This window comes from Acinetobacter sp. YH12058, from assembly GCF_013419805.1.
GTDB classification, from domain to species: Bacteria; Pseudomonadota; Gammaproteobacteria; order Pseudomonadales; family Moraxellaceae; genus Acinetobacter; species Acinetobacter towneri.
Genome location: NZ_VOZL01000006.1, coordinates 18167 through 34088, shown reverse-complemented (window position 1 = coordinate 34088; position 15922 = coordinate 18167). Strand labels below are relative to the sequence as shown.

Genomic DNA, 15922 nt, shown 5'->3' with positions numbered 1-15922 from the left:
GATTTTTTTAAAATTCTACTTTTTTGATATTTAAAATATGAGCCAAACCGCCAACACCGAAGATACCATTGATTTAAAGGAATTATTTTTTTCCTTAATCGCACAATGGAAAATGATTACACTTTGCGTTCTACTCAGTATTGTCTGCGCTTTACTGTATTTAAGAACTACGCCAGACACCTATGCAGTAGATGCTTTGGTACAGGTCGAAGACAGTAAAGGGGCCTCTGCAGCGTTATTGGGTGATCTGTCCAATATGATTGAGCAGAAATCACCTGCACAAGCTGAAATTGAAATTTTAAAATCACGTTTGGTGTTGGGCAGCGTGATTGATCATCTGAATTTAAATATTCGCGTTTCGGGTACAGAAGACAGTTTCTGGAATCGTTTAATTGCCAAGCATGAATATAACAGTGAATATTCATCTCAGTCAGTTCTGTTTAAAGACAATCAAAAAAGTTTTGATATTCGCCAGTTCGATATCCCGCAATATTTTCAAGATAAAAACTTAATTTTAAAATTTGCACAAGGCAAATACAGCCTAACCGATGCAGCAACCGAACAGGTGGTTTTTTCTGCACCTTTAAACCAAGTCAGTCAATTACAGTCTGAATTTGGGCTGTGGAAAGTCGCAATTTTTAGTCAAGACAGCTTTAACGCTGCCTATAACATCCGAAAGCAAAGCCTGCCTGCTGCCATGAAAAGCTTAACTGCCAACTATTCAGTAGCAGAAAAAGGTAAGTTAACAGGCGTGTTGGGGCTGAATTACCAAGGGTCAGACAAACAACACATTACCCAAGTACTGAATGCTATTTTAGCGGCGTATAGCCAACAAAATATTGAACGTCGTAGTGCAGAAACAGCACAGACCTTAAAGTTTTTGGAAGACCAACTCCCAGAACTGAAACAACAATTAGATGTCGCAGAACGTGAATTTAACCGTTTCCGCCAACAGTTCAATACAGTCGATGTGACCAAAGAGTCTGAGTTATATTTAACCCAAAGTATTACTTTGGAAACCCAAAAAGCGCAGTTAGAGCAACAAGTGGCTGAAGCTGCGGCCAAGTACACCAACGAACACCCTGTCATGCAGCAAATGAATGCGCAACTGGGGGCAATTAACAAACGCATTGCAGAGTTAGACGGCACGCTCAAACGCTTGCCAGAATTACAACGCCAATATTTACAACTGTTCCGTGAAGTAGAAGTCAAACAACAGCTGTATACAGGCTTGCTTAACTCTTACCAACAGCTGCGGATTGCTAAAGCAGGTGAAATTGGCAATGTGCGTATTGTCGATACTGCGGTAGAGCCGATTGAGCCAATTAAACCAAAGAAATTACAAATTTTAATTTTGTCCGTTTTCTTGGGTGGTTTTCTGGGCACATTATTGGCCTTACTGCGTAACATGTTGCGCTCAGGTATTAAAGACTCGAATCAAATTGAAAACGAGTTGGATTTACCTGTTTATGCCACTGTGCCACATTCACCTGTGCAAGAAAGCCTTATTAAAATTCTGAAAAAGAAAAAGAATATTCCTATTCTTGCGGTTAAAAATAGTAATGATATTGCCATTGAAAGCCTGCGCAGCATGCGTACTGCCATTCACTTTGCCTTAAGCAGTGCCAAAAACAATATCATTATGATTTCTGGCCCTGCACCAGAATTGGGTAAATCGTTTATTTCAACTAACTTAGCGACTATTTTGGCGCAAAGTGATAAGCGCGTATTATTGATTGATGCCGATTTACGTCGTGGTTATATGCACAAATACTTTAATTACGACCCTAAGCCTGGCTTAACCGAATACCTGAATGGTCAGCAAGAGTTAGGCAGCATTGTACGCAGTACTGAAGTTGAAAATTTAAGCATCATCAGCCGCGGCAAAAGCCCTGCTAATCCGTCAGAGTTGTTGAGTACGCAAAAATTTGCAGACATGCTCACGCACTTGTCGAGCCAGTTTGACCATATTCTGATTGATACCCCGCCAGTTCTTTCCGTCACCGATGGGATTATTATTTCACAATATGCGGGTGTGAATTTGGTAGTGGCACGTTATGCCAAGACGCAAATGAAAGAGCTTGAATTGACTGTCAACCGCTTTGAACAAACTGGCGTGAAAGTCAACGGCTTTATTTTAAATGATATTCAACGTGAAGCGGCCGGCTATGGCTATGGCTATAACTATGCTTATGCCTATAAAGCCAATAAGGATGATGATTGATCTGAAGTGATCGGTGGGCTGAAATCAGCCCACCACCGCAATACTCACCTATTGTAAATAATTTTCTTTTGAAATTTACAACAATACTCAACAACTCACATTGCAAAAATCCACTCAAAAACCTATCTTGGTTACATGGTTGCATATTCTTATACAAATGGACACCAAATGAGTTTTACTATGATCAGCTACCCCAACAAAACAAGGTAGCTTAACTAGAGCGGAATATCACTTATAAATACGCTTTTAGTTGTTCAAACAAGTGGGACCACCTCTGTTTAAAATCAGGCTGGCTATACCCCCCTATCAATAAAGGCAGTTTAGAAACCGTGTAGGGTGATCCCCACTGAGGCTAAACCATAACGTTTGTCTAAACGTGAAGCGGTAACACCATTATAGAGGAAGGGAATATCACCAACAAAATTGCGCTGGAACACCTGACCTTCGATAAACCCGGTGACGTGCGGGCTAAAGTCATAGCTGAATTTGGCACCCAAAGTATGATTGTCCTTGATCGGGGAGTTGCCAAAATTACTCACACGATCATCGATATCGTTACGCCACAAGCGCTGGTATTGATAAGCCAGCTGGCTTTCGAACTGACGATAGCGCCAGTTCCATGACCCCCCGAGATTGGCATAATAGGCATCGTAACTTAGGTCTTTCTCGATATCAAAACCAAATTCATTGGCATTGCCCTGTTTATACAAATCATTGACCGTAATATTTTCATTGGAACAAGGAGCAGCTAACTGGCCTGAATATTGATTATTACCATTAACTGAAATATCCATTAAACAGCCTGCGAGTGTGGCCTGGATATCAATATTACTGACTCTAACTTTACTATAACCCACACTGGCAAAAGCATTCAGCTGATTCATCGGATCCAGTTTACGCGAGAAGATGGCATCAAGTTGTAGCTGTAAGTCTTCCGGATTATGCACCTGAACCTGATTAAATACTTGCTGATTGACCTGTGTCGGGGTAGATTTCGATAGCGTATCAGCCGTGTTGCCCCAGATGCTAGCACGGAAACTGAGAGCATCATTCTTTTTCAATGGGAGTGCTGGGCTATAGCGCACAGCCAATAACGCACTCTCAATTTCATTCGTATCCTGACTGTATTCAATTTCACGGTGCCAGTAAGTTCCTTCAATGGACCATTGAGGATTGAGCTCATATTGGCCAGATAGATGAAAACCCTGGTAATCACCCGCGGATTTATCGCTAATGCCTTCACTTTCACGCATATCAAAGATATCAATTCTGTCATTCACAGCATCGATGGCAAGATCGAGTTCAAGAGCAGAATTATGAGGTGAATTGAAGTTTTTCGCACTTAGATACAGGTCATTTGGGGCAGCATAGCTTACAGAGACACTGCCTAAAAATAATCCCAGAATAGTGGATATTTTTTTCATGTTTTTTTCCAGATGATAAAAAAGAGCTGCTTCTCAGCAGCTCTTTTTTCTTGCTTATTGGGTTACTTTAAATTTAGCAGATACACCTGATCCATCAGTTGTACCTAAAGTGTATTTAGATGCAAGAGCTGGCTTACCATTATTAATAGCGATCACTGGTGGGGCTTTGATAACTGCAGTTACAGTGACAGTATCACCTTTTAAGCTAAAGCTGTTGAGCTGAGTTGCTAAAGATGCTGACAATGAACCTAAAGTCGCTGTATTTAGCGCAATTTTACCGTTACTCAGTACATCTTTATCAGCGTTTATGGTGATAGTAGTTTTTAAGCTATTGATTGTGGAATCAACCTTAATCTCTGTGCCTGCTGGAATGCTAGCTGCAGTTAATGTACCTGCAGTAAAGTTAAGATTTAACTTATTTGCAGAGATCGTTAATGTTTTAGTGCCAGTGCTAATGTGTAATGCAGCAGCAGCAACAATTGGGCTAGCCGTTGTTGCATGGATACCTTTAGCAGAGATACCTACCAGCAGGTTATTTAAACTCGGTACTTCAATCGGGTTGGTGAGTGAAGCATTGAGTGCTGTAATCGTTTGGTTGGTATTCTGTACATTAAAGCCATTTAATTCTAAATAGTCTGCATAGAATTCATTGGCGTTTTGAACAGCTTCAGTTGTTGTAGGTGGAAGAATAACTGTTGGAATAGTTTGAATCTGCGTAATTGCACTCGCAATGTCAGTTTCAGATGTTGGAGCAGCAGGGTTAGCAACTGCTGTACTGATTTTCTTCAGTGATTCTTCAACCTGAGTCGGTGCTTGAGTCAGGACAGGTGCCAAGATAGTGACAATTTTTTCTGCAGCAACAGACTCTTTCGCTTCAGTAACTGCAGCTTGAGTTTCATTTTTAATACTTTCGGTACCTGCATTGAAGGTCGCAGCAGGTACATCTAGAATCGCTGTTTCTACAGATTGAACATTGCTTGAAATAACCTCCGCACTTAAAGCTGCTAAGTTGGTTTTTACATTGTCTAAAACAGTTGAGTCCGCTTTAAGTTCGGCAGGTAAATCAGCTTTTACGGCTTCTACAGTTGCTGAAATTGCAGCTGAAATCGTGGCTGTGCTAGTCAAGTCTTCGTCTGAATCGGAAAGTGCTTCTTGTAATGCAGTAAATGCTGCTCTATTTAACTCTGCTTGAGTAGTGCTACCATCCAATGAAGCAACAACTGCTTGAATCTGTTCGACCATTTGCTGTACTGCAACTGTCTTAGCATAGACTTCCTGATTCTTCATCGGGTCAGCAGACAGTAAATCTACGTCTGATAAATTCAAAGCGGCAGCAATTTGCTGAGTTGCTTGAGCAGGGCTAGCACCTGCATCAATACTTGCCTGAATGAGTGTAGTAATTGGCGAAACTACAATGAGATTTTGTTCATTTTGAGCACGTTGTGGCGCTTTAATTTCGCCAGTAAAGGGCAAATCAGTCGCTGTGTCAATACCGCCAGTTACGGTTAATTTACTTGATGTACAGCCTTGTGGGAAAGTGAAGTTACCCTCGTTATCAGTTTCTACTTGAGCATTGTTACAGTCTACAAAAGTAACTGTTGCGCCTGCTAATGGTCCATCAACTGCAAGACCTTTGATCGTCGGTGCCGGTGAATTAGAACCGCCACCACTACTGCTTCCCCCACACGCACTCAGGAGTAATGAAGTTGCAGCCGCAAGCGCTGTAAGTTTAAGTGAATGCTTTAACATAATTTGCCTCGGAAAGTAAGTTTCTAGTTTTGTTACGTTGTAAAAATAGTACGAATGTTAAATGAAAATGTATAATAAGCGAATGACCAAAACATTAGTTATGCTAAAAATTATAAAGATAATTGAGTAAAAGTAACTCGTTTTTGTCTATTCAATATGTAACGATGTATTTAGTTTGTATGATTGATTTTCCCTTTTCTAAAATACGTTGAGCCCAGTCAGCGTAATAATTTACATCTTCTATTTCTACTTTTTTGAAGGATGATTAATTGTAGAGAGGCAGTCCCACTTGTTTGAACAACTAAAAGCGTATTTATAAGTGATATTCCGCTCTAGTTAAGCCACCTTGTTTTGTTGGGGTAGCTGATCATAGTAAAACTCATTTAGTGTCATTTTGGCTATACTCGAATGAGGTCGTTTCAAATTATAAAACTCAAAATATGCACTCAATTGCTTTTTCGCATCTGTGACACTGCTATAAGCTTTGAGATACACTCTTCATATTTAACGCTCCGCCATAATCGTTCAACCATCACATTATCAACCTATGAGCAGTATACTGCGCAAGTTTACCATCCATACTGATTTGAATGCCATTTGATTTCAATACATCAATAAATGCATCACTGGTGAACTGACTGCCTTGGTCTGTATTCAATATTTCAGGTGATCCATATTTTTCAATCGCTTCATTTAAAGCCGAAATACAAAAATCCACCTCCATACTAATCGATACCCTATGCGCAAGTACCTTGCGGCTATGCCAATCAAGGCAAAGAATTTTCCGAACACAAAAGAATTACTGATGCTGGCATAGAGACGTATTTTGCCGATCCTTACAAGTCTATTCAGCGAGCTAGAAATGAAAATACGAATGATTTAATCCGTCAATATCTGCCAAAATCATCATCGTTTGATGACGTGTCAAACGAACAAATAGAGCAGATAGAATTTGCACTCAACCATCGTCCTAGAAAAACACTAGGTTGGTATACACCGAGTGAAGTTATGGCTGGTTTTTATACTGTTGCACTTGCCGCTTGAATCTGCCCTTTAATTAACTCAACCATTTAACGCAAAATTTCAGGCAATGCCTTATAACTACGGCTTTTTCCTAATTCAATTTTCATTTTTTGCAGCATTTGATACGGTTGCTGCTGCACAAACATATTCACAAAACTTAAAGGAATCGAGCCTTCAGGGTTGGCATAGCCATAGGTACTGACTTTGACTTTTTGATTGCCCAGTTTTTGAAATGTCCAGTCGCCTTCGTAATCCTGAATACGCACATAATCTGGGTTCAAGGGATAGCCCCCCTCAATGGCTTTATTTTGAATACTGATAATACCTTGTGCATCTTTACTCATTTTACCTTTGACCACTAAATCACGATCTTTTAGTGGAAAAGGAAAATCCAGCACCATATACAGCAAGAACTCACCTTTTTGGTCATCGCGTGATAAGACTTTGACACTGCCCACATAAGGCACCCATTTCACGGCATGATCAACATCTAAAATTAAGGCAGCAGCTTTTTCTAAAGGTACATTGAAGGTGGTTTCAGCCTTATACACAAACACAGGGCTAGACTGCTGTTGGAAGGTCCAGACTTTAATATTGTTTTTATGTATGCTCAGTTTGGCATGTTCAATATTTTGTGCAGAGGCCGCACAAATACAGGTGCTTAACCCAAGCATCAGCAGAGATTTTTTCATTTTATTTTGCATCTTATTTTAGTTTTATGTGGGGTCTGATGCGTCATCATCCATTACATCAGACCCTATTTTTAGCGGCAGATTGAAAATTGTTCAAGTAATTTTTATCTATTTTGGATTCCTGCGCAGTTTTTAAATCTGAATATCGTTAAATCCAAGAACATCTTTCATATCGTATTTACGCGCTTCGCGTCCCACCACCCACGCTGCAGCACGCACGGCACCTGCAGCAAAGTTCATGCGGTTGGTGGCTTTGTGAGTAATTTCCACACGCTCGCCATCGGCAATAAACATCGCGGTATGTTCACCCACAATGTCGCCACCACGAATGGTTTGGAAACCTATACTTTTACGTTCACGTGGCCCTGTGTGTCCTTCGCGGCAGTAAACAGCATCGTGTTTTAAATCACGACCTAAGGTTGCTGCAATGGCTTCACCCATCATCAATGCCGTGCCTGATGGTGCATCGACTTTATGACGATGATGCGCTTCAATCACTTCAATATCTACACTATCACCAAAGACTTTGGCTGCCAGTTCCAACAGTTTAATGGATACGTTTACCCCAACTGAATAGTTGGCGGCATACACCACTGGCGTCTGTTGAGCCGATTCTTCTAAGAGTGCTTTTTGTTCATCACTCATGCCTGTGGTGCCAATCACAATCGCCACGCCTGCTTCACGACAAAGCTTTAAGTGCTGTGCTGTGGCGGCTGGTGCGGTAAAGTCGATTACGACATCACAGTCAGCTAATACTTGTTCTAGGCTGCCCACGACTTTCACACCGAGTGTACCCACACCTGCCAGCTCTCCCGCATCTGCCCCCAAGAGACTGCTTTCTGGGCGTTCGACTGCAGCTGCCAATTGGTAGCCCGCTTCTTGAACGGCTTGAATTAAGATGCGGCCCATACGGCCGCCTGCGCCTAATACACCAATGCGTGGAGTTGCTGACATAGCATATTCCTAAAATAGATTCTCAATTGTGCTTACTATAGCAAAACTCGCTGCCTAGACTAAGTTTGTCTGCCAAGTTTTTGGGTTTATTTTTATCCGAAAGCAAGCCGAGCTGTACTGCTGATGGTCACTTTACACACCTCAGGTAAACTTTTATCGAAGCGATGCTAAAAATTTATCTGAAAATGCTCATTTTTTATTTTTATTTCACAAATTTGCAAACTTGTATGCGCAGACTAGCCTGCACGAATGAAAACAACTGCACAAATTAAAGGGGATTTACATGCATTCGAAGAACATGGTATTAGCATTATTGTTAGGCATGAGCACAGCATCCGTATTTGCAGAGCCTGCACTTCAAGAAGGTGATACGCTTGAAAGCCTGTCTAAAGTCCGTATTAGCGTGACGCTACAAGAACCTCTTGCTGTTGAAGTCGATGCACCTGAACTAGAAGAAACAGCAGCAGAACATGGGGTTGTTGCAAGCGCTCAACCACAAACTGTCGTTAAAACAGCAACCACTGAAATGGTGGATGTTTTAGAGATTGATGTACCTGAAGTCGAATAAGAGTACAGCAGATACAACAAAGGCGATCTTCAAGATCGCCTTTATTTTTGAGTTTAGATGAGGTCGTGCTTTGACATACCTAACCTAGGTTTCCTTAATCAAACAAACGATCAAAGAAAGACTTTTTCTTTGGTGATGACTGACTGCCCTCACCTTCCATCGTCGTCTGCAACTCTTTTAACAATTCACGCTGACGTGCCGTTAAATTCACAGGTGTTTCCACCACAATACGGCAGAGTAAATCGCCCTGCATACTGCTACGCACAGGTTTTACCCCTTTACCACGCAAACGGAACAATTTACCCGTTTGTGTTCCCTCAGGTACTTTCAGGCTCACGCGACCATCTAGAGTAGGAATTTCAATTTCCTTACCTAAAGCAGCATCGGCAATGCTGACAGGTACATCCATATATAGGTCGGCACCATCACGCTGGAAGATTTCGTGCTCACGCACCACCACTTCTACATATAGGTCGCCCGATTGACCATCACGAATGGCTTCACCTTTACCTGTTAAGCGTACGCGGTCGCCATTGTCCACGCCAGCAGGAATGGTCACCTCAAGGGTTTGCTGACGATCTGACACACCCGAACCATGACATTTTTTACATGGGTTCTTGATAATTTTGCCCTGACCACGACAAGTGCTACAGGTTTGCTGTACCGAGAAGAAACCTTGCTGCATGCGTACTTGACCCGCACCATGACAGGTTGGACAGGTTTCAACATCATTTGGATTTTCCGAGCCTTTACCATCACAAGCTTCACATGGCGCAGGTGCTGTAAAGGTGATGGTTTTCTTAACGCCTTTGACTGCTTCTTCAAGCGTCAATTCCATCACATAGCGTAAGTCTGAACCACGGCGTTGACGTTGCTGGCCACGCCCCCCCCCACCAAAGGCTCCACCGAAAATATCCCCAAACTGGCTAAAGATGTCTTCGGCACTAAAACCACCGAAGCCGCCAGCACCACCGCCCATACCACCTTCAAAGGCTTGATGGCCCATACGGTCGTACATGCTGCGTTTTTCGCTGTCTGACAGAACTTCATACGCTTCTGAAGCTTCTTTAAACTTCTCTTCAGCTTCAGGATTGTCCGGGTTACGGTCTGGATGATATTTCATCGCCAACTTACGGTAGGCTTTTTTAATTTCATCATCACTAGCGGTTTTAGCGACACCCAAAACCTCATAATAATCACGTTTAGCCATGTCTGGCGATGCTCCTCACGGAATTCTATTTAAAACTTAACTGAAGTCTGAAATTGGGGTCAAACTGAGTTTTACAAGGGAAAGCTGTTAAAAATTTTAGCTGAAGTGCTTTAGATGAAGTTCAAGCCATTAGAACACAGCTTTATTTTTCAAAAATTTGGATAGCCCTTTAATCCAAGCATTGATTAAAAATAAGAAGGCAATCACGGCAAAGACCACACCTGCTACGGTGCAGGCTTTGACCCATAAAAAGGCATCCCAAGGAAAGAAGGCCAATGGAATAAACCACAATGCAGCAAACAATGCCAATACACTGTAAATCACCACATTACGCATGATCCATAAAGCCTGTGCCTGTAACCAGACCTCAGTGCTATCGACCACAATCACTTTTCGTGCATACCAATACGCCAATGCACCACTCACCACAGTAAATAAAGCAAAAAACATAAACACGTAAGAGATCGCGACAGACCGGCGCAACTTTAACAAGTTATCTTGCTTCATAATGTGATTAAACCCCATCTGTGCCATGCTTTATTTTTTAATCTGGCGCATGCTGTGACGTATGCAAAGGCTGAAAAATATAAGGTGCTACTATATTGAAATTTTCCAAGTTTCGCACCCGTTATTATGTCACTTTTACAGATTATGTGGATTTTTTTTCACTTTAAACCACTGGGCGTATAACGCAGGTAAAAAGAACAGAGTTAATAAGGTCGCGACAATTAATCCGCCCATAATCGCCACAGCCATCGGGCCAAAGAAAATACTGCGAGAAAGTGGAATCATGGCCAAAACAGCCGCTAATGCTGTGAGGACAATTGGACGACAACGGCGTACCGTGGCGTTAATAATCGCATCCCACTGCGACTCTCCTGCCCGAATATCCTGCTCAATCTGATCAATTAAAATCAAGGAATTGCGCATGATCATGCCCGATAAGGCAATCGTGCCAAGCATCGCCACAAAACCAAAGGGTTTGTTAAACAGCAACAGGAACAATACCACGCCAATAATGCCGAGCGGTGCAGTTAAAAACACGATGAATGCACGGGACATGCTACGCAGCTGAATCATCAACAAAGTCATCACCACGGCAAGGAAAAATGGCATGCCTGCATTGACTGACTTTTGCCCACGTGCCGATTCTTCAACCGTGCCACCCACTTCAATTAAATAGCCACTTGGCAACTTTTCACGCAGGGCCGCCATCGGTTCAGACAGTTCTGCCACCACCGTTGCAGGTTGCAAATTGCTACGAATATCACCACGTACGGTAATGGTCGGCAAGCGGTTACGATGCCAAATTAAGCCTTCTTCAAAACGGTATTCGATTTGTGCAATTTGCGCCAACGGCACCGATGTTCCACGTGAAGTCGGTATAGCCAAACTGCTTAAAGATGCGACATCTAGGCGCTCGGTTTGATCACCACGTAAACGAATTTCAATCAGTTCACGTTTTTCACGATACTGATTGATTGCTGCGCCACTGATAGAGCTATTTAGGAAGTTAGCCAAATCCAGACTCGACACTCCCATTTGACGGGCACGGTCTTGATCAATCTGCAATTGAATGACTTTGCTCGGCTCACCCCAATCTAAATGCACATTGGTGCTGTTTGGGTTGGCACTGATGGTGGCTGCGACTTGCTGCGCCCATTGTCGTACTTGTGCCAAGTCTTCGCCTGACACGCGAAATTGCAATGGATAACCCACAGGCGGACCATTTTCCAATAACGACACGCGAGTACGCACCTCTGGCAATAACAAGCGAATTTGTTCAGATAAATTACGGCGAATTTCATTGCGGTCTTCTAAGGACGATGCCAACACCACAAATTGGGCAAAACTGGCCTGCGGTAATTGCTGATCTAAAGGCAAATAGAAACGCGGCGAACCTGTGCCAACATAGGCTACATAATTGTCGATGCCTTGTTGTTGCGCCAAGAACTTTTCAACTTTTTTAACGGCTGCTTCTGTGGCTGTTAAAGACGCACCTTCTTCAAGTTTTAAATCGACTAAAATTTCTGCCCGATTGGAAGGTGGGAAAAATTGCTGTGGTACCAATTTAAACATGGCAATGGATAGGACAAAAATGGCCACGGTCGCTGCAATGACGGTTTTTCGATAGCGCACACAAGTATTAACCCATCCACGAAACACTTGATAAAAGCGGGTTTGATATGGGTCGTGTAATTCACCTGCGTGCTGTAGCACAGGCTGCGGTTCAGCTTGTTTGCGTACACGCGCCCAAAGACGTTGATACCACGGCGCTCGCTGTGCATGACGCTGAAAATCTGGCAATAATTTATCGCCCAGATACGGCACGAATAGCACGGCAGCAAACCAGGACACCACCAAAGCTATGGTGACCACTTGGAAAATTGAACGGGTATATTCCCCTGTACTTGAGGCTGCTGTGGCAATGGGTAAAAAACCTGCCGCGGTAATCAATGTCCCTGTCAGCATAGGGAAAGCAGTGGTACGCCACGCATGACCTGCGGCTTGCAAGCGGCTATAGCCCTGCTCCATCTTAATTGCCATCATTTCAATGGCGATAATGGCATCATCCACGAGCAATCCGAGGGCTAAAATAAGCGCACCGAGTGAAATTTTGTGCAGTCCGACATCAAACAAATGCATACCTGCAAAAGTCATCGCCAAGACCAGTGGAATGGAAAATGCCACCACCAAGCCCGTGCGAAAACCCAGTGAAAAGAAGCTGACCAAGAGCACGATAATCACCGCCTCAGCCAACACTTTCATAAATTCATTGACGCTGTGTTTTACCGCAACAGGCTGATCAGAAACTTTTTGCAGTTGCATGCCCAAAGGCAAGGTCTTTTGCAAACGGGCAAATTCAGTTTCCAGATTTTCACCCAAAGCCAGAATATCACCGCCTTTACGCATCGACACCGCAATGCCAATGCCGTTTTCACCCATAAAGCGCATACGCGGTTGAGCAGGTTCGCTAAACCCACGATAAACTTCGGCAACATCGCCCAGTTGAATGGTGGTGCCATTCACTAACAGCGGCATTTGTTTTAGCTCATCAACACTGTGCAACGCACCGCTGACACGTACCTGAATACGGTCTGAATGGGTTTCAAAAAAACCTGCGCTTGCCATGCTGTTTTGTTGTTGTAAGGCTTGCTGAATCGCGGTAACAGGAATACCGAGTTGCGCGGCTTTGGTGTTAGATAACTCAATCCATATTTTTTGATCTTGTAAACCGACCAAATTAACTTTGGCAACATCTTTGACCCGCTGTAATTGTAGCTGCAAACGGTCGGCATATTCTTTGAGGGTGGCGTAGTCATAGTCTGCGCCTGTCAGCACATAAATATTGCCAAAAGTGTCGCCAAATTCATCATTAAAAAATGGGCCTTGCACCCCTTGCGGCAGTTCATGACGAATATCATTGACCTTTTTACGCACCTTGTACCAAACATCTGGAATTTGGCTAGAACGCATGGAATCTTTGGCAATAAAAGTCACCATGGACTCGCCCGGACGCGAATAAGCCATGATGCGTTCATAGTCGCCCGTGCTCATCAATTCTTTTTCGATGCGGTCGGTGACTTGTAACGAGACCTCTTTGGCGCTCGCTCCCGGCCAATAGGTTTGAATCACCATCACTTTAAAAGTAAACGGTGGATCTTCACTTTGTGCCAGTTTGGAATAGGAAAAAATCCCGACAATGCCCAACAGCAGCATCAAGTAGACCACTAGACCTTTATTTTTCAGCGCCCATTCGGATAAGTTAAAATTCATATTTTAACGCTCCGTCTGTGTGGCCGCAGAAGCTGCCTGAGCTGTTGGATTGACTGCCTGTACAGCTTGATTGTCACGGTTAATCGGGCGAATTTTTTGTCGATCACGCAGTAAATGCACCCCACCCATCACCACATAATCTTGCGGCTGTAAGCCACTCAGTACAGGCACGCTGTCACGTCCATAAGCGCCCAATGTAACAGGAATTTGGCGCACGGTTGAGTCTGGCTGTAAGACCAAAACAAAAGCTTGTTGCCCTGTTGCCGACACGCTAGATAAAGGCACATATAAACCCTGATTGGCTTGGCGAGTCAGAAATACCCGCGCACTTTGCCCCAATTGAATCTGTGCATTGCCTTCACGTAAAGCCACTTTGACTTTAAAAGTACGCGACTGATCTGCCGCAGGGGAAATTTCTCGAACCGTACCTGCAAAACGGGTATCGGGTTGTGACCATAAACTTACCGTTGCCTCTTGCCCGACTCGAATTTCACCCACCGCTTGTTCAGGCACGCCAATCACGACTTCACGCTCCCCATCAATCGCCAATTGATAAGCGACCTGCCCTGCCGCTAAAACCTGCCCAACTTCAATATTGCGTTCAGTAATCACACCATTTTTTGTGGCACGTAACTGGTTATAGTCGGTTTGATTACTGCTGACTGCATAATTGGACTGTGCCTGTTTCAACTGTGCCATAGCATGTTGATATTGGTTTTTGACTGCATCATATTGCGAGCGACTGACGGCATTCATGGGTAATAATTGCTGAAAACGCTGTAACTCATCGCTAGCAATTTTTGCAGCAGATTGCGCACTTTCCAGTTGCGCACGCGCGGCATTGAGCTGCAATGCTGCATCTTGCACATCCAGTTTTGCTAAGACTTGCCCAACTTTGACCTGATCTCCCACATCGGCAAAACGCTGTGTAACTTGCCCTGCAACCCGAAATGCCAAAGCCGTTTGCTGACGTGCTTGCACCTCGCCTGCATAGCTTTTTTGCTCAAAATGTAAACTGCTGGGCTGGGTCACCATCACCAAAGGGACTTCCTGTTCAACCTCGGTTTTTTGCTTACTGCATCCAATTAGGGTGATACAGCACAGCAGCATCAGGCTGGCAATGAGATTCTGAGTCGTGTTCATCAGGTTTGCTCTTATTTAAACGTTTTTTTTAGGGCAGAATACGGTAGGGTTTGCTGACACTTCGTCTATGTTTGCGACAGCGCATATTTTTAGCTGATATAAGGCATGAGGCAGGAAACTTAGTCATTCTAAGTAACTGACTCATAACGTAATAGCAGTAAAAAATATGCTTGTTCCAAATGACTGTGGCTAAAACTTTCTCAGATTGCGTTATGAAACTTGGTAATAGTCTCGCTATTCCCTGCGTTTCATGCCTGATCTGCTCAGTTTTAGCCTACAGCGCAAGCCATTTATGAAGTGCGTGCAAACCCCTATATTAAATTGATTATTTTTTAATTAATATACCACTGGGTACATTAATTAAAACTGAAGCGTCATTTTCCAGTTGTACTGATGCAAATTAGGATGAGCGTGTGCAGATTCATGTCGGACGACCAAAAGATTTAGAAAAACGCCAACGCATTTTAATGTCGGCAAAACACTTGTTTTTAAAGTTGGGCTTTCATGGTTCTAGTATGAATCAGATTGCACGTGAAGCAGGCGTGACCAAATTAACGGTGTATAACCACTTTCAAGACAAAGCCACGCTATTTTCCTGTGCCATTGAAGAAACCTGTGAAAGTCTGCTCAAAGCACAGCCCTTGCACTTAAGCGCAAATAGCGATTTTCGGCAGGCTTTATACCAAGCCTGTAAACTGTCCTTGAACTTGGTCAATATGCCTGAAGCGATTAAATTAGAACATTTGCTGATGGAACTGGCCTCGGAGCAAAATCCGTTGGCATTGCAGTTTTACAATGCCTCACATGCCAAACTTCGCGCGATGTGGGAAAGCTTCTTTCGCCAAGCAGTAGAATTGCAGTTTATTCAGGCCGATGAACCAAAAACGCAAACTGAATTGATCGTTTCCTTACTGCATGGTTTACGTCACCATGAAGTTTTACTCGGTGTACGTGCCGTGCCCGATGCTGCACAATCTCAAAAGATTATTGAAGATGCGATTGGTATTTTTATGCTGCGTTATGGTTGAACAGGCTAATAAAGGTTGATCTAAATCGGAGTTTCTTTTACCAAATAGCATTCCACTCCGCCCAGTATTTCTCTCCTAAATACTGCCGCTTGGCTCTATAACTTCAGATGCGCAAATTCCATGCAACTTT

11 protein-coding genes and 2 pseudogenes are annotated in these 15922 nt (G+C 43.2%); 4 read left to right on the top strand and 9 right to left on the bottom strand.

Annotated elements, in window-relative coordinates; translation table 11 throughout:
* The first annotated feature begins 37 nt into the window (after positions 1-37).
* Positions 38-2224 carry a polysaccharide biosynthesis tyrosine autokinase gene (locus FTU09_RS05615; protein WP_180079736.1) on the top strand — a complete coding sequence of 729 codons (2187 nt, stop codon included), beginning with the start codon at positions 38-40 and terminating at the stop codon, positions 2222-2224.
* A 320-nt stretch (positions 2225-2544) separates the two neighbouring features.
* Here the strand turns inward: FTU09_RS05615 and FTU09_RS05610 are convergent, their stop codons facing one another.
* From FTU09_RS05610 to FTU09_RS05600, 3 genes and pseudogenes are all read right to left on the bottom strand, one after another.
* Complete coding sequence (locus FTU09_RS05610; RefSeq protein ID WP_180079734.1) at positions 2545-3648, bottom strand: hypothetical protein; 1104 nt, start codon at positions 3646-3648, stop codon at positions 2545-2547.
* A gap of 54 nt (positions 3649-3702) precedes the next feature.
* A complete protein-coding gene (locus FTU09_RS05605; RefSeq protein WP_180079732.1) occupies positions 3703-5397 on the bottom strand; it encodes a hypothetical protein in 1695 nt (564 codons plus the stop codon).
* A gap of 336 nt (positions 5398-5733) precedes the next feature.
* Positions 5734-6169 (bottom strand): annotated as a pseudogene (locus FTU09_RS05600) (transposase); the annotation flags it as partial.
* Between FTU09_RS05600 and FTU09_RS05595 the strand changes: the two are divergent.
* A pseudogene (locus FTU09_RS05595) lies at positions 6163-6441 on the top strand (IS30 family transposase); the annotation flags it as partial. The pseudogenes FTU09_RS05600 and FTU09_RS05595 overlap by 7 nt on opposite strands.
* A 26-nt stretch (positions 6442-6467) precedes the next feature.
* Here the strand turns inward: FTU09_RS05595 and FTU09_RS05590 are convergent.
* Together FTU09_RS05590 and dapB are read right to left on the bottom strand one after the other, a co-directional pair.
* A complete protein-coding gene (locus tag FTU09_RS05590) occupies positions 6468-7112 on the bottom strand; it encodes an START domain-containing protein (protein WP_180079730.1) in 645 nt (214 codons plus the stop codon).
* Between the two features lie 132 nt (positions 7113-7244).
* Positions 7245-8066 (bottom strand): 4-hydroxy-tetrahydrodipicolinate reductase, encoded by an 822-nt coding sequence (gene dapB, locus FTU09_RS05585; protein ID WP_180079728.1) that lies wholly within the window; start codon positions 8064-8066, stop codon positions 7245-7247.
* A gap of 283 nt (positions 8067-8349) precedes the next feature.
* Here dapB and FTU09_RS05580 point away from each other — a divergent pair, with 283 nt between their 5' ends.
* Positions 8350-8634, top strand: a complete 285-nt coding sequence (locus FTU09_RS05580) for a hypothetical protein (RefSeq protein ID WP_180079727.1) — start codon at positions 8350-8352, stop codon at positions 8632-8634.
* A gap of 94 nt (positions 8635-8728) precedes the next feature.
* On the opposite strand, the gene dnaJ is transcribed toward FTU09_RS05580, so the two are convergent.
* The 4 genes from dnaJ to FTU09_RS05560 all read right to left on the bottom strand — a co-directional run bounded on the left by dnaJ (position 8729) and on the right by FTU09_RS05560 (position 14764).
* The gene (dnaJ, locus tag FTU09_RS05575; RefSeq protein ID WP_180079725.1) at positions 8729-9844 is read right to left on the bottom strand and encodes a molecular chaperone DnaJ; all 1116 of its coding nucleotides are present in this window, start codon (positions 9842-9844) and stop codon (positions 8729-8731) included.
* Positions 9845-9973: 129 nt separating this feature from the next.
* Positions 9974-10351, bottom strand: a complete 378-nt coding sequence (locus FTU09_RS05570; protein WP_180072906.1) for a hypothetical protein — start codon at positions 10349-10351, stop codon at positions 9974-9976.
* Between the two features lie 135 nt (positions 10352-10486).
* Positions 10487-13621: an efflux RND transporter permease subunit gene (locus FTU09_RS05565; RefSeq protein WP_179991420.1), complete on the bottom strand. Its 3135-nt coding sequence runs from the start codon at positions 13619-13621 to the stop codon at positions 10487-10489.
* A gap of 3 nt (positions 13622-13624) precedes the next feature.
* Positions 13625-14764 (bottom strand): efflux RND transporter periplasmic adaptor subunit, encoded by a 1140-nt coding sequence (locus FTU09_RS05560; RefSeq protein ID WP_180079724.1) that lies wholly within the window; start codon positions 14762-14764, stop codon positions 13625-13627.
* A gap of 413 nt (positions 14765-15177) precedes the next feature.
* Between FTU09_RS05560 and FTU09_RS05555 the strand changes: the two genes are divergently transcribed.
* Entirely contained in the window at positions 15178-15792 is a 615-nt protein-coding gene (locus FTU09_RS05555; protein ID WP_180079722.1) for a TetR/AcrR family transcriptional regulator, read from the top strand.
* Positions 15793-15922 lie beyond the last annotated feature (130 nt).